The following is a 13,617-nucleotide window of genomic DNA, read 5'->3' on the forward strand; positions in this document are numbered from 1 at the left end:
ACGCGACGGCGCGCCGGCAGCTGGGGCTGGGCCAGGAAGACCCCGCGCCGGAGACGATGCTCGCGACCTGGGTCGACGCGGGCGACCGCGACCGGCTTCTGGCCGAGGTGGCGCGGGCCGGCGCCGTCTCCGGCTTCGAGGCGGAGCTCCACGCCGAGGGGGGGCGGATCACCGCGCACCTGTCGGCGACCCGGATCGACTACGGCGGCAGGCCCGCGCTGATGACCGCCGCGATCGACATCACCGAGCACCGCCGCACGCAGGCCGAGCTCGAGGCCTCCGAGGCGCGGCTGAACGCCATCATCGCCGCGAACCCGGCGCCGATGAACATCGCGCGGCTGTCGGACCGCCGGCTGGTCTTCGTCAACGAGCCCTACGTCGCGATGTACGCGCTCGCGGACGTCGATCTCGACACGTTCGACCGCGACGTCCTCTACGCCGACGTGGCCGATCGCGACCTGATCTACGGCGAGATCGCCGCGGGCCGCGACGTCACCAACCTCGAGATCGTGCTGAAGCGCGTCGACGGCAGCGAGGTGCCCGCCTCGCTCACCTCGCGCCCGATCCTGTTCCAGGGCGAGCGCTGCCTCGTGACCACCTCGATCGACCTGACGGCGCTGCGCGCCGCGCAGGCCGAGGCGGCGCGCTCGCGCGAGGCCCTGCACCAGAGCGAGAAGCTGACGGCGCTCGGCTCGCTGCTGGCCGGCGTGTCGCACGAGCTCAACAACCCGCTCTCGGTCGTCGTCGGATACGCCTCGATGCTGATGGAGCTCGACACCGAGCCGAAGCTCGCCGAGCGAATCGCCAAGATCCACGCCGCCGCCGACCGCTGCGCCCGCATCGTGCGCACCTTCCTCGCCATGGCCCGCGCCCGCGCGCCGAAACGCGGGTCGGTGGCGCTGGCCGACGTGGCGCTCGGGGCGCTCGACCTGACCGGCTACGCGCTGCGCAGCGCCGACGTCGCCGTCGACGTCGACGTCCCCGCCACGCTGCCGCCGGTCGAGGCGGACGCCGACCAGCTGCACCAGGTGGTCGTCAACCTGATCGTCAACGCCCAGCAGGCGCTGCTCGGCCAGGCCGGGCCGCGCCGGCTCGACATCCGCGGCTTCGTCGAGGGCGACGAGGCCGTCCTCGAGGTCGCGGACAACGGACCGGGCATGGACCCGGCGGTCGCCAAGCGCGCCTTCGAGCCGTTCTTCACCACCAAGCCGCAGGGCGTCGGCACCGGCGTCGGGCTGTCGGTCGTCCACGGCATCGTGAGCGCCCATGGCGGGCGGATCGACCTCGACACCGCCGCCGGCGCGGGCGCGCGCCTGCGCGTCCGGCTGCCGCTGTCGCAGGCGACGCCGGACGAGGCCGCCGCCGGCGCCGAGCCGGCGCACGCGGCCGGGCGCATCCTCGTCGTCGACGACGAGACGGAGATCGCCACGCTCCTCGCCGAGCGGCTGCGGCTCTCGGGCCTCACCGTCGCCACCGCGTCGAGCGGCCGGCGGGCGCTCGCCATGCTCGAGGCCGGCGGCTTCGACGCGGTGGTGAGCGACCTTCGGATGCCCGACATCGACGGGCTCGCGCTCGCCCGCGAGATCGCCCGCCGCTGGCCCCGGCTGGCGCATCGGATCGTCATCGTCACCGGCGACGCGCTCGGCGCGGGCGTCGACGCCGCCACGGACGGGCTCGACCTGCCGGTGTTCGAAAAGCCGCTCGACCTCGCCGCGCTGGCGGCGGAACTGATGCGCCGCCTGGGAGAGGGGGCCCCCGCATGACCCGGATCATCGTCGTCGACGACGAGCCCGACCTGCGCGGCCTGCTCGAGGACTATCTCGGCGGGCACGGGTTCGAGGTCGCCACCGCTGAGGACGCCGCCGCCCTCGACCGCCGCCTCGCCGAGGGGCCGGCCGCGCTCATCGTGCTCGACGTCAACATGCCCGGCGAGACCGGCCGCGCCGCGCTCGCCCGCCTGCGCGCCCGCGGCTGCCGGGCCGGGGTGGTGCTGCTCACCGCCGCCGGCGCACTGCCCGACCGGCTGGGCGGACTCGCGGACGGCGCCGACGACTACCTGGTCAAGCCGTTCGAGCCGCGCGAGCTGCTCGCCCGCATCCGCGCGGTGCTGCGCCGGACCGGAACCGCCGCCGTGGCCGCGCCCGCTCCCTCCCCGCGCCTCGGCGCCGTCGCCTTCGACGCCGCCGCCCGCTGCCTGCGCGACGGCGACGGCGCCGAGATCGCGCTGACGGCGATGGAATTCGACCTGCTCTCGGTGTTCCTGCGCCACCCGCGCCAGATCCTCAGCCGCGCGCGCCTGTCCGAACTCGCCCACGGTCGCCCGCTCGGCTCCGGCGACCGTTCCGTCGACATCCGCATCGCCCGCCTGCGCCAGAAGATCGGCGAGGACCCGCAGTCGCCCCGCACCCTGCGCACCGTCCACGGCGAGGGCTACGTCTTCGACCCCGACGGCTAGCGCGGCGCGAGGGGCGGCCTCATACCAGCGGGCTCATGAGCCGACTCGCGGGCGCTCTTGACCGTTAACGATTTTATCGTTATAACTCAGTCAGTTGCCAATGTATCACGCGTGTTAGCGATGGGCGGCTTGGCAGACTCGATCCTCTCGGCATGGCCCGCTCACGCAGCCCCCGGCTGCGCCCACCCCCTGATCGCACGACGGTCGAAATCGGCGGGATCCCCGCGCCGCATCGGCCGAACCGATCAGAACGCGTCCTTGCGCCGCCGGATCTCGGCGAACGCCTCGACATCCGACGCGCCGGTCATGCCGACGCGCGCCTTCATGTCGGGGTCCGCGGCGCGCAGGAACGGGTTCGTCGCGCGCTCGACGGCCAGCGTCGCCCCCATGGTCGGCCGCCCCGCGGCGCGGGTCGCGGCGATGTCGCGCGCCCGCTCCGCGAGCGCCGGGTCGGCGCCGAGCGACTGCGCGAAGCGCAGGTTCGCCTCCGTGTACTCGTGGCCGGAATAGAGCCGCGTCTGCGGCGGCAGCGCGGCGAGCCGGCCCAGCGTCTCCCACATGTCCGCGGCCGTGCCCTCGAACAGCCGCCCGCAGCCCATGACCATCAGGCTGTCGGCGGAGAACAGCGCCTGCGCGACCGGCACGTGGTAGGCGACATGCCCGAGCGTGTGCCCGTAGGCCTTCAGCACCTCCGCCCCGACCGGCCCCGCCCGGTCCCCCGGCGTCACGGCATGGTCGAGGCGGGGCAGCCGCCGCGCGTCGGCGGCGGCGCCCCAGACCCGCGCCCCGTAGCGATCCCGCAGCGCGTCGACACCGGCGATGTGGTCGTCGTGGTGGTGGGTGATCAGGATGGCGTCGAGCCCCCAGCCGCGCCGGTCGAGCTCGGCCGCGATCGGCCCCGCCTCCGGGGCGTCCACCAGCGTCGTCGTCCCCGACGCCGCGTCACGGATCAGATAGGCGTAGTTGTCGGTCCGGCACGGGACCGTGACGATCTCGAGCGACATGGCGGGCCCCCGTCCTGCCCCGGTCTTGGGCGTGGCGGCACCCTGCCGGATCGGATAGTGTCGCGCAATGCATCTCGACGTGCTCGACCTGCGCGCCTTCTACTACCGGACGAAGCTCGGCCGGACGGCGCAGCGCGGGTTGCAGGACGCGCTGCGCGGGCTCTGGCCGGAAACCCGCGCCATGACCGTCGTCGGCTTCGGCTTCGCGGCGCCGATGCTGCGGCCCTTCCTCGCCGACGCCCGCCGCGTCGTGGCGCTGATGCCCGAGCAGCAGGGCGTGATGCACTGGCCGGTCGGGGCCCCGAACGTCAGCGCGCTGGTCGAGGAGACGCGCTGGCCGGTCGAGACCGGCTCCGTCGACCGGCTGATCGTCGCGCACGGGCTCGAGACCTGCGAGCGGCCGGACGCGCTCCTCGCCGAGATCTGGCGCGTCCTCGCCCCGCAGGGGCAGGCCGTGTTCATCGTGCCCAACCGCTCGGGGCTGTGGGCGCGACGCGAGGGGACGCCGTTCGGCTTCGGCCGGCCGTACACCTTCGGCCAGGTCGAGGCGATTCTCGGCCGCCACGGCCTCGTCGCCGGCCGCCACGCCGCGGCGCTCTACGCGCCGCCCTCGCACCGGCGTTTCTGGCTCCAGACGGCGCACCTCTGGGAACGCCTCGGCCGCCGCTTCGACCCCCATCTCGTCGCCGGCGCGCTCCTCGTCGAGGCGACGAAGCAGATCTATGCGAGACCCCGCACCGGCGCGAAGGCCGCCATTCTCGGCCCGCTCGGGGCTCTCGAGGGACTGTCGCGCCCCGCCCCGGAACCCGTCCGCGGCCGCGCCCCCGTCGCCGCCCGAATCCCCCGCCGCGAGGCCTGAGATTCATGGGGGACAGCCTCCGAAACGCCGCCGCTTGCGCGCGCGAAAGCAGGGCTCGCGCCCGTATTGCCACCCCGCGATTGCTCTGCTATCACCGCCCGACCTCACCGGGGCGTGACTGTTCGCGGGTGCAGCGAACTTGCGCTTTGGCTGGGGTACGAGGGGTCTCTGGAACGGAAGGGTGGTCGTGGCCGGTTCTGAATCCTTGACCTCCGGAATCGCCGGTCGCTACGCGACGGCGCTCTTCGAACTCGCCAAAGAAGGCGGCAGGCTCGACGCGGTCGAGGCCGACCTCGACGCCGTGAGCGCGGCGCTCGCCGCGAGCGCCGACCTTCGCGACCTGACCACGTCGCCGGTCTTTCCGCGCGACGAGATGGCCGCGGCGATGAAGGCGCTGGCCGCCAGGATGAACCTCGGCCCGGAAGTCTCCAACACGCTCGGCCTGATGGCCGTCAACCGCCGCCTCTTCGTCACGCCCGCGCTCATTGCCGCGGTGAAGGGCATGATCGCCGCCGAGCGCGGCCAGGTCGCCGCGGAAGTCACCTCCGCCGCCCCGCTCAGCGACGAGCAGACGGCGGCGCTCAAGGCCACGCTCAAGGATCGCGTCGGCAAGGACGTCGAGCTCAACGTCAAGGTGGACGAGAGCCTCATCGGCGGACTGGTCGTCCGGATCGGCTCGCGCATGATCGACACGTCGATCCGCTCGAAGCTGGCCAAGCTGCAGAACGTCATGAAAGAGGTCGGATAATGTCGATCCAAGCTGCCGAAATCTCCGCGATCCTCAAGGAGCAGATCAAGAACTTCGGCCAGGAGGCCGAGGTTGCGGAGGTCGGCCGCGTCCTCTCCGTCGGCGACGGCATCGCGCGCGTCCACGGCCTCGACAACGTCAGGGCCGGCGAGATGGTCGAGTTCCCCGGCGGCATCCGCGGCATGACGCTGAACCTCGAGGTCGACAACGTCGGCGTCGTGATCTTCGGCTCCGACCGCGACATCGGCGAGGGCGACGTCGTCAAGCGCACCCAGTCGATCGTGGACGTGCCCGTCGGCAAGGGCCTGCTCGGCCGCGTCGTCGACGCGCTCGGCAACCCGATCGACGGCAAGGGCCCGATCGAGGCGACCGAGCGCCGCGTCGCCGACGTCAAGGCCCCCGGCATCATCCCCCGCAAGGGCGTGCACGAGCCGATGGCGACCGGCATGAAGGCCGTCGACGCCCTCATCCCGATCGGCCGCGGCCAGCGCGAGTTGATCATCGGCGACCGCCAGACCGGCAAGACCGCGCTGGCGCTCGACACGATCCTGAACCAGAAGAGCTACAACGACGCTGCAGGCTCCGACGAAAGCCAGAAGCTCTACTGCGTCTACGTCGCCGTCGGCCAGAAGCGCTCGACCGTCGCCCAGCTCGTCCGCACGCTGGAGCAGACCGGCGCCCTCGAATACTCGATCATCGTCGCCGCGACCGCCTCCGAGCCCGCGCCGATGCAGTATCTCGCGCCCTACTCGGCCTGCGCCATGGCCGAGTACTTCCGCGACAACGGGATGCATGCGCTCATCATCTACGACGACCTGACCAAGCAGGCCGTCGCCTACCGCCAGATGTCGCTGCTGCTCCGCCGCCCGCCCGGCCGCGAGGCCTATCCGGGCGACGTGTTCTACCTCCACTCGCGCCTGCTCGAGCGCGCCGCGAAGCTCAACGCCGATTTCGGCTCGGGCTCGCTGACGGCGCTCCCGGTGATCGAGACCCAGGCCGGCGACGTGTCCGCCTACATCCCGACCAACGTGATCTCGATCACCGACGGCCAGATCTTCCTCGAATCCGAGCTGTTCTACCAGGGCATTCGCCCGGCGGTGAACGTCGGCCTCAGCGTGTCGCGCGTCGGCTCCTCCGCCCAGACCAAGGCGATGAAGTCCGTCGCCGGCTCGGTGAAGCTCGAACTCGCCCAGTATCGCGAGATGGCGGCCTTTGCCCAGTTCGGCTCCGACCTCGACGCGGCGACCCAGCGCCTGCTCAATCGCGGCGCCCGCCTGACCGAACTCCTGAAGCAGCCGCAGTATTCGCCGCTGACCAACGCCGAGCAGGTCATCGTGATCTTCGCTGGCACGCAGGGCTATCTCGACCGTCTGCCGGTCGCGGATGTCGGCCGCTTCGAGCGCCAACTCCTCGCGCACCTGCGCAACAACCAGTCGGCGCTCCTCGAAGAGCTTCGGACCAACGACCAGAAGATCGCCGGCGACATCGAGAAGAAGATCCGCGGCGTGCTCGACGCCTTCGGCAAGACCTTCGCCTGAGCCGCATCGACTAGGGAGCGCGGCCCATGCCAAGCTTGAAGGACCTCAAGATCCGGATCGAGAGCGTCAAGTCGACGCGCAAGATCACCAAGGCCATGCAGATGGTGGCGGCGGCCAAGCTTCGCCGCGCCCAGGAGTCCGCCGAGGCCGCCCGTCCCTACGCCGAGCGCATGGAAGCCGTCCTCGGCAACCTCGCCTCCGGCGTGGCGACCAGCCCCTCGGCCCCGAGGCTCCTCGCCGGCACCGGCAAGGGCGACGTCCACCTCCTGGTCGTCGCCACCTCCGAGCGCGGCCTGTGCGGCGCCTTCAACTCCTCGATCGTCCGCCTCGCCCGCGCCCGCGCCACCCGGCTCATCGGCGAGGGCAAGACGGTGAAGATCCTCACCGTCGGCAAGAAGGGCCGCGAGCAGCTGCGCCGCGACTTCGCACAGCATCTCGTCGGCCATGTCGACTTCTCCGCGGTGAAGCGGATGGGCTACGGCGAGGCCTCCGGGGTCGCGCAGGACCTGCTCGCGCGTTTCGGCGCCGGCGAGTTCGACGTCTGCACCATCTTCTACAACCGCTTCCAGTCGGTGATCTCGCAGGTCCCGACCGAGCGCCAGTTGATCCCCGCGGTCTTCGAGGCCGGCGCGGGCGGCGGCGCGGCCGCGCTCTACGAATACGAGCCGGAGGAGGAGGCGATCCTCGCCGACCTGCTGCCGCGCGGCGTCGCGACGCAGGTCTTCACCGCGCTCCTCGAGAACGGCGCGTCCGAGCAGGGCGCGCGCATGAGCGCGATGGACAACGCCACACGCAACGCGGGCGATATGATCGACCGGCTGACCATCACCTACAACCGGTCGCGCCAGCAGGCGATCACCAGCGAGCTCATCGAGATCATTTCGGGCGCCGAGGCGCTCTAGACAAAGGGACGGAGGCCGCCATGGCAAACCCCGTGGGCAAGATCACCCAGATCATCGGCGCCGTCGTCGACGTGCAGTTCGAGGAAGGGCATCTGCCGGAAATTCTCAACGCGCTCGAGACCGAGAACAGCGGCAACCGCCTCGTGCTCGAAGTCGCCCAGCACCTCGGCGAGGCGACGGTGCGCGCGGTGGCGATGGACGCGACCGAGGGCCTCGTGCGCGGCGCGAAGGTCACCGACACCGGTGGCCCGATCGCCGTGCCGGTCGGCCGCGCCACGCTCGGCCGCATCCTCAACGTCATCGGCGCGCCGGTGGACGAGAGGGGTCCGGTCGAGGCCGAGGAGACCCGGCCGATCCACCGCCCGGCCCCCGACTTCGCCGAGCAGTCGACCGAGAAGGAAATTCTCGTCACCGGCATCAAGGTCATCGACCTGCTCGCCCCCTATTCCAAGGGCGGCAAGATCGGCCTCTTCGGCGGCGCGGGCGTCGGCAAGACGGTGCTGATCCAGGAGCTGATCAACAACGTCGCCAAGGTGCACTCGGGCTTCTCGGTCTTCGCCGGCGTCGGCGAGCGCACCCGCGAGGGCAACGACCTCTACCACGAGTTCATCGAATCGGGCGTCATCGACGAGCACGACCTCGCCAAGTCCAAGGTGGCGCTGGTGTTCGGCCAGATGAACGAGCCGCCGGGCGCGCGCATGCGCGTCGCCCTCTCGGGCCTCACCATGGCCGAGCAGTTCCGCGACGAATCCGGGACCGACGTGCTGTTCTTCGTCGACAACATCTTCCGCTTCACCCAGGCGGGCTCCGAGGTGTCGGCGTTGCTTGGGCGAATCCCGTCGGCCGTGGGTTACCAGCCGACGCTCGCCACCGACATGGGCGCGCTCCAGGAGCGGATCACCTCGACCCGCAACGGCTCGATCACGTCCGTCCAGGCGATCTACGTTCCCGCCGACGACCTGACCGACCCGGCCCCGGCCACGTCCTTCGCCCATCTCGACGCCACGACGGTGCTCAGCCGCGCCATCTCCGAGCTCGGCATCTACCCGGCGGTGGACCCGCTCGACTCGACGTCGCGCATCCTCGATCCGCAGGTCGTGGGCGAGGACCACTACCAGACCGCCCGCGCCGTCCAGGGCATCCTTCAGCGCTACAAGTCGCTTCAGGACATCATCGCCATCCTCGGCATGGACGAGCTGTCGGAGGAGGACAAGACGACGGTGGCGCGGGCCCGCAAGATCCAGCGTTTCCTCAGCCAGCCCTTCGACGTGGCCCAGGTCTTCACCGGCTCGCCGGGCGTGCAGGTGCCGATCGAGGAGACGATCGACAGCTTCAAGCGCGTCGTCGCCGGCGAGTTCGACCACCTGCCGGAGGCAGCCTTCTACATGGTCGGCGGCATCGACGAGGTCGTCAAGAAGGCTGAGAAGATGGCGGCCGAGGTCGCCTGACGCCATGGCCGACACCCTCCAGTTCGAACTGGTCAGCCCCGAGCGCAAGCTCGCCTCCGTGGCGGCGCTCCGGGTCACCATCCCCGGCATGTCCGGGGACATGACCGCGATGCCGAACCACGCGCCGTTCCTCACCACGCTGCGCCCTGGGGTCGTCCGGATCGAAGCGGCGGGCGAGACGGTCGAGTTCGTGGTGACGGGCGGCTTCGCCGAGGTTTCGCGCGAAAGCGCGACAATCCTCGCCGAGCAGGCCGTGCCCCGCGACGCCGGCGCCAGGGAAATGATCGCCGACCTGATCGCGGCGACGGAGAAGGAATTCGCCGCGGCCAGCGACGACCTGCGCCAGCAGATCGACCAGCGCCTGCGCGACGCCCGCCACCTCGGGGGCATCCTCGGGGCCTGACGGCCGGCGCAGACAGTGTGGACCGAGGCCCGCGCGTGTCGCGGGCCTTTTCTTTTGCGTGCCGGCCGCGCCGGAGGCGATCGCGATCCGGGTGCGAGCCGACTTCCCGCTCACGATCCGCGCCGCCTCGCAAACGTCGCGGCGCCGCAGCCGCCGATGTGAAGGCGCACCGTCGAATCGCGCTGCGAGCGGGTCATACCGGCGAGTCCACCATGCTACCCGGCGCAACACGGGCTAACACGCGTGATAGATAGGGCAACTGCCTGAATATACACGATAAAAATCCTGAAGGTCAAAAGGTCCGCGAGTCGTTTCATGAGCCCGCCGGTATCAGAACCGTTGGCGACGCTCTTCCGACCGGCCCCCCTGCGGGGCCGGCGTCGCCGTCAGTCGGCGATCCAGGCGTCGATGCGGCCGGGCGCTGCGCCGAGGGTCACGGCGGAAAGGTCGTGGACGGCGGTCGGCCCGCCGGTCAGCGGCGCGAGGCTGCGCGCCAGCGCCTCGGCCGCGTCCTTGTCGGCGGCGTGGAAGTACTCGATCCGCCCGCGGTCGATGGGCGCCGTCGTCGGGGAAGCCTCCAGGTCGCCGTAGCCGGCGGCGCTGACCGCCGCCTCCAGTGCGGCGCGGCGCGGCGCGGACAGATCGGGATCGACGCGAAGCCGCACGGAGACCGCCGCCACCGGCGATGCCGCCTCGGCGGCGGGCGCGGGAACCGGGCCGGAACCCAGCGCGGTCGGGGTCGCGGCCGGCGCGGCCCCGGTCTCCAGCGACTCGGGGCGGAAGATCACGGCGAGCGCAACGATGGCCACGGCGGTCAACAGACCGACCACCACCGCCGCGCGCAGCTGTTGCAGGCCCCGTGACCCGGAAGCCCGCGGCGCGGCCGGTACGGCGCGGGCCGTGGCCGACAGCACGTCGGCTTCGCCCTCGAGGACCGATTCGAACGATGGCGGCGTCTCGGGGTCCGGCGCGGGCGCCTCCGCCTCCTCGGGCTCGGTCCGGGCGAGTTCGAACGGATGGTCCGCGAGGTCCTCGACCGTGGCGACGCTCACGGCGTCAGGCTCCGGCCCCGCGGGCTCCACGGAATGCACCAGCACGGGCCGCGGCAGCCGCGGGCCGAGCCGCATGGTCGGGGCGGCGAGATCCTCGAAGGGGTCGGGCGGCAGATCGATCGACACGGGCGCCGGGGCGCCGGCGCCTGTCCGTCCACGCCGACGATAGTCGTCACCCGTCATGGCATTCATGCCGCCAACCCCGAAGACCTGCCACAGAATCACCCTGTGGCGCACAACACCCATTTCGCACGCGCAAAAACACTAACGCAATTCGGGGGGCGCGTGAAGCCCCCCGGCGGGATTGTGCCTAACGAGGCATCAGCCTGCGACGGCGGCGTCGTACCAGTCGACGATCCGCTGCCGCTCGACCGGCTCCATGCCGCTGACGTTGCCCGGCGGCATGGCGTGCGAGCGACCGGCCTGAAGATAGATCTCGCGGGCCCGCGCGGCGATGTCCTGATCGGTTTCCAGGTAGACCGACTTCGGCGCGTGGATCAGGCCCGGCCAGTAGATCTCGCGGGCGTGGCACATCGAGCAGCGGCCGCGCACGGTGTCGGCCACGTCGCCGAAGCCCTCGGTCGAGGCGAACTGCTGCTGGAACCGCGTCAGCGCCTGGTCCTCGTTGGTCTCGGTCGGGCCGCCGATGGTCGAAAGCCACATGATGATCACGAAGAGAGCGGCGGTCGCCGGCCAGGTCCAGGTCGGGTTGCCCGTCCCTGCGTGGATAGTGTTGAAGTAGTGCCGGATCGTGACGCCCATCAGGAAGACGAGGCTTGCGATCAGCCAGTTGTACTCCGTCCCGAACGCCAGCGGGTAGTGATTGGAGAGCATCAGGAAGATGACGGGCAGGGTAAGGTAGTTGTTGTGCGTCGAGCGCAGCTTGGCGATCTTGCCGTATTTCGGATCCGGCGTGCGGCCCGCCTTGAGGTCGGCGACGACGATCCGCTGGTTCGGCATGATGACGAAGAAGACGTTGGCCGACATGATCGTCGCCGTGAAGGCCCCGAGGTGCAGCAACGCCGCCCGCCCGCTGAAGACCTGGGTGTAGCCCCAGGCCATCACGACGAGAATGAGGAACAGGAGCACCATCAGCGACGTCGGGTTCTCGGCGAGCCGCGACTTGCAGAGGTTGTCGTAGAGCACCCAGCCGACCCCGAGCGAGGCCATCGAGATCATGATGGCGAACGGGACCGAGAGCGGCATGACGGTCGGGTCGATCAGGAAGATCTCCGCGCCGGCGTAGTAGACGATCGCCAGCATCGCGAAACCCGAAAGCCAGGTGGCGTAGCTCTCCCACTTGAACCAGACCAGATGGTCGGGCATCCGCTCGGGCGCCACCAGGTACTTCTGGATGTGATAGAAGCCGCCGCCATGGACCTGCCATTCCTCGCCGTGCGCGCCGACGGGCAGGCCCGGAACCTTGCGCAGCCCGAGGTCGAGGGCGACGAAATAGAAGGACGATCCGATCCAGGCGATGCCCGTGATCACGTGCAGCCAGCGCACCGCGAAAGCGAGCCATTCCCAGACGACGGCGAAATCGTACATGCACTCCTCCTGTCCCCGATCCCGGCAGGATGGACCAGTTCGATTGCCGCGCAAATCCCGGAGGCGACGGCAGCACTTTCGCGATTCCCAAGAAAATGCTAGCCTCCAGCCCGATGTCCTACGTCAACACGCTGCGAACCTTCGTGCGCGTCTACGAGCTCGGCTCGATGTCGGCGGCCGCGCGCGACCAGCGCGTCTCCGCCGCGGTCGCCTCGGCGCGGGTGGCCGAACTGGAGCGCCATCTCGGCGTGCGCCTGTTCAACCGCACGACCCGGAGCCTCCAGCCGACGGAGCAGGGCTCCATCTTCTACAAGGGCGCGGTGAAGATCCTCGAGACCATCGAGGAGGCCGAGGCCGCCATCGCCGACGTCTCGCGCAACCCGCGCGGATCGATCCACGTCGCGGCCCCCCTGGGCATCGGCAAGCGGCTGATCGCGCCGCTGATCCCGGGGTTCAAGGATCTCTATCCGCAGATCGACGTGCGGCTGCGACTGTCGGATCGCCGGGTCGACGTCACCGCCGAGGGGATCGACATCGCCTTCCTGCTCGGCGCGCTCGAGGATTCGAGCCTGCTGGTGCGGGCGATCGCCGACTGCAAGCGAGCACTGGTCGCCTCGCCGGACTACGTGGCGCGCCGCGGCCGGCCGCGGAACGGCCAGGACCTGATCGACGGCCGCCACAGCTGCCTGATGCTGCGCTATCCGGGCGCGCGCGAGTTCTACTGGACGCTGCTGACGCCGGAGGGACCGCGCCGCTTCGACGTCTCGGGGCCGTTCGAATCGGACGACGGCGACGTGCTGACCGGCTGGGCGCTCGCCGGGCGCGGCATCGTGCTGAAGCCGGTGTTCGAGATCGCCGCGCAGCTGCGCGCGGGCGAGCTCGTCATCGTCGCCGAGGAGACCCCGCCCGAGAGCGTCAGCCTCGCGGCGCTCTACCCGCACAAGCGCCTGCAGGATCCCAAGGTCCGCCTCTTCATCGACCACATGATCGCCGCCTGCCGCAAGGCCGTCTCGGAGGCGACCGCGGACGCCACCACGGTCCAAGGCTGACGCGCGGCGGCCCGTGCGGGGACCGGGGCGGAGGGCCCGCCCCCGGTCCAGGTCGCAGGGCTATCGCATTTGGCCGATGACGGAGCGGGCGAAGGCGTCGGACCATCCGGATCGTTTGCGCTTTCGGGCGATGGACAGCTTCGGCCGCGCCGAACGCAGGAGGTTCAGGCTGAGGCGGCGCAGGATGGCGAGGTTCTCGGGCCCGTTGTCCTTGCGGTTGCGGGCGCCGTCCTCGTCGAAGGTGACGTCGAGAACCCAGTGGAGGCTGTTCTCGATCGCCCAGTGAGCGCGCACGGCGTCGGCGAAGCGCTCGGGGGTGATCGGAACGGAGCTGAGGTAGTAGCGGGTGGCGCGGGTGGTCTTGCCGTCGACGATCCGCTCGGCCTCGACGCAGGCGATGGCGGCGAGACCGGGCATGGCGGGCTCGCCCGGATAGCGGCGATCGGAGAAAAGCCAGTCTACGTCGTGGTTTACCCGGTGGCGCCGTAGCCGGAGCAAAAGGCCGGGCGGCTCTACGCGAGGGCGGCTTGGCGGATGAGGTGATCCAAGGCGGGAATGGTGGGTGCGCCGGGGATGCGGAGGCGGTCGCCGAGATAGTCCCAGAAGCGGAT

The 13,617-nt window shown here is 70.8% G+C and carries 13 protein-coding genes; 9 read left to right on the top strand and 4 right to left on the bottom strand.

Features of this window, described 5'->3' with window-relative positions:
• Positions 1–1,763: ATP-binding protein (locus KBA23_RS12605; RefSeq protein ID WP_290741457.1), on the top strand; the 1,763-nt coding region annotated here is incomplete at its 5' end.
• Positions 1,760–2,455, top strand: coding sequence for a response regulator (locus KBA23_RS12610; RefSeq protein ID WP_290741459.1), 696 nt, complete (start codon positions 1,760–1,762; stop codon positions 2,453–2,455). The genes KBA23_RS12605 and KBA23_RS12610, both read left to right, overlap by 4 nt.
• A 245-nt stretch (positions 2,456–2,700) precedes the next feature.
• Here KBA23_RS12610 and gloB read toward each other — a convergent pair whose 3' ends face one another.
• Positions 2,701–3,459 carry a hydroxyacylglutathione hydrolase gene (gene gloB, locus KBA23_RS12615; RefSeq protein WP_290741461.1) on the bottom strand — a complete coding sequence of 253 codons (759 nt, stop codon included), beginning with the start codon at positions 3,457–3,459 and terminating at the stop codon, positions 2,701–2,703.
• 67 nt (positions 3,460–3,526) lie between these two features.
• Here gloB and KBA23_RS12620 point away from each other — a divergent pair, with 67 nt between their 5' ends.
• The 6 genes from KBA23_RS12620 (at position 3,527) to atpC (ending at position 9,357) form a co-directional block, all read left to right on the top strand.
• Positions 3,527–4,318, top strand: a complete 792-nt coding sequence (locus KBA23_RS12620) for a methyltransferase domain-containing protein (protein ID WP_290741463.1) — start codon at positions 3,527–3,529, stop codon at positions 4,316–4,318.
• 187 nt (positions 4,319–4,505) lie between these two features.
• Positions 4,506–5,066 (top strand): F0F1 ATP synthase subunit delta, encoded by a 561-nt coding sequence (locus KBA23_RS12625; protein WP_290741465.1) that lies wholly within the window; start codon positions 4,506–4,508, stop codon positions 5,064–5,066.
• Positions 5,066–6,604, top strand: coding sequence for a F0F1 ATP synthase subunit alpha (gene atpA / locus KBA23_RS12630; RefSeq protein WP_290741467.1), 1,539 nt, complete (start codon positions 5,066–5,068; stop codon positions 6,602–6,604). Before KBA23_RS12625 ends, atpA begins: the two co-directional genes overlap by 1 nt.
• 26 nt (positions 6,605–6,630) lie before the next feature.
• Positions 6,631–7,506, top strand: coding sequence for a F0F1 ATP synthase subunit gamma (locus KBA23_RS12635; protein WP_290741468.1), 876 nt, complete (start codon positions 6,631–6,633; stop codon positions 7,504–7,506).
• A gap of 20 nt (positions 7,507–7,526) precedes the next feature.
• A complete protein-coding gene (gene atpD, locus KBA23_RS12640; protein WP_290741470.1) occupies positions 7,527–8,954 on the top strand; it encodes a F0F1 ATP synthase subunit beta in 1,428 nt (475 codons plus the stop codon).
• Positions 8,955–8,958: 4 nt separating this feature from the next.
• On the top strand, positions 8,959–9,357 hold the full coding sequence (gene atpC / locus KBA23_RS12645; RefSeq protein WP_290741472.1) for an ATP synthase F1 subunit epsilon: 399 nt from the start codon (positions 8,959–8,961) through the stop codon (positions 9,355–9,357).
• A gap of 386 nt (positions 9,358–9,743) precedes the next feature.
• On the opposite strand, the gene KBA23_RS12650 is transcribed toward atpC, so the two are convergent.
• Positions 9,744–10,535 carry a hypothetical protein gene (locus KBA23_RS12650; protein ID WP_290741474.1) on the bottom strand — a complete coding sequence of 264 codons (792 nt, stop codon included), beginning with the start codon at positions 10,533–10,535 and terminating at the stop codon, positions 9,744–9,746.
• 195 nt (positions 10,536–10,730) lie between these two features.
• Positions 10,731–11,957 carry a urate hydroxylase PuuD gene (locus KBA23_RS12655; protein ID WP_290741476.1) on the bottom strand — a complete coding sequence of 409 codons (1,227 nt, stop codon included), beginning with the start codon at positions 11,955–11,957 and terminating at the stop codon, positions 10,731–10,733.
• A 113-nt stretch (positions 11,958–12,070) separates the two neighbouring features.
• Between KBA23_RS12655 and KBA23_RS12660 the strand changes: the two genes are divergently transcribed.
• Positions 12,071–13,006 (top strand): LysR substrate-binding domain-containing protein, encoded by a 936-nt coding sequence (locus tag KBA23_RS12660; RefSeq protein ID WP_290741480.1) that lies wholly within the window; start codon positions 12,071–12,073, stop codon positions 13,004–13,006.
• 60 nt (positions 13,007–13,066) lie between these two features.
• On the opposite strand, the gene KBA23_RS12665 is transcribed toward KBA23_RS12660, so the two are convergent.
• On the bottom strand, positions 13,067–13,504 hold the full coding sequence (locus tag KBA23_RS12665; protein ID WP_290741478.1) for an ISAs1 family transposase: 438 nt from the start codon (positions 13,502–13,504) through the stop codon (positions 13,067–13,069).
• Positions 13,505–13,617: the final 113 nt, after the last annotated feature.

The sequence above is a fragment of the Amaricoccus sp. genome, from assembly GCF_017995835.1.
GTDB lineage: Bacteria > Pseudomonadota > Alphaproteobacteria > Rhodobacterales > Rhodobacteraceae > Amaricoccus.

Bases quoted from the DNA above. Each gene is read 5' to 3' on its own strand.
- KBA23_RS12620 (WP_290741463.1), top strand. From the start codon at position 3,527: ATGCATCTCGACGTGCTCGACCTGCGCGCCTTCTACTACCGGACGAAG.
- atpD (WP_290741470.1), top strand. From the start codon at position 7,527: ATGGCAAACCCCGTGGGCAAGATCACCCAGATCATCGGCGCCGTCGTC.
- KBA23_RS12660 (WP_290741480.1), top strand. From the start codon at position 12,071: ATGTCCTACGTCAACACGCTGCGAACCTTCGTGCGCGTCTACGAGCTC.
- KBA23_RS12655 (WP_290741476.1), bottom strand. From the start codon at position 11,957: ATGTACGATTTCGCCGTCGTCTGGGAATGGCTCGCTTTCGCGGTGCGC.
- gloB (WP_290741461.1), bottom strand. From the start codon at position 3,459: ATGTCGCTCGAGATCGTCACGGTCCCGTGCCGGACCGACAACTACGCC.
- KBA23_RS12635 (WP_290741468.1), top strand. From the start codon at position 6,631: ATGCCAAGCTTGAAGGACCTCAAGATCCGGATCGAGAGCGTCAAGTCG.
- KBA23_RS12610 (WP_290741459.1), top strand. From the start codon at position 1,760: ATGACCCGGATCATCGTCGTCGACGACGAGCCCGACCTGCGCGGCCTG.
- atpC (WP_290741472.1), top strand. From the start codon at position 8,959: ATGGCCGACACCCTCCAGTTCGAACTGGTCAGCCCCGAGCGCAAGCTC.
- atpA (WP_290741467.1), top strand. From the start codon at position 5,066: ATGTCGATCCAAGCTGCCGAAATCTCCGCGATCCTCAAGGAGCAGATC.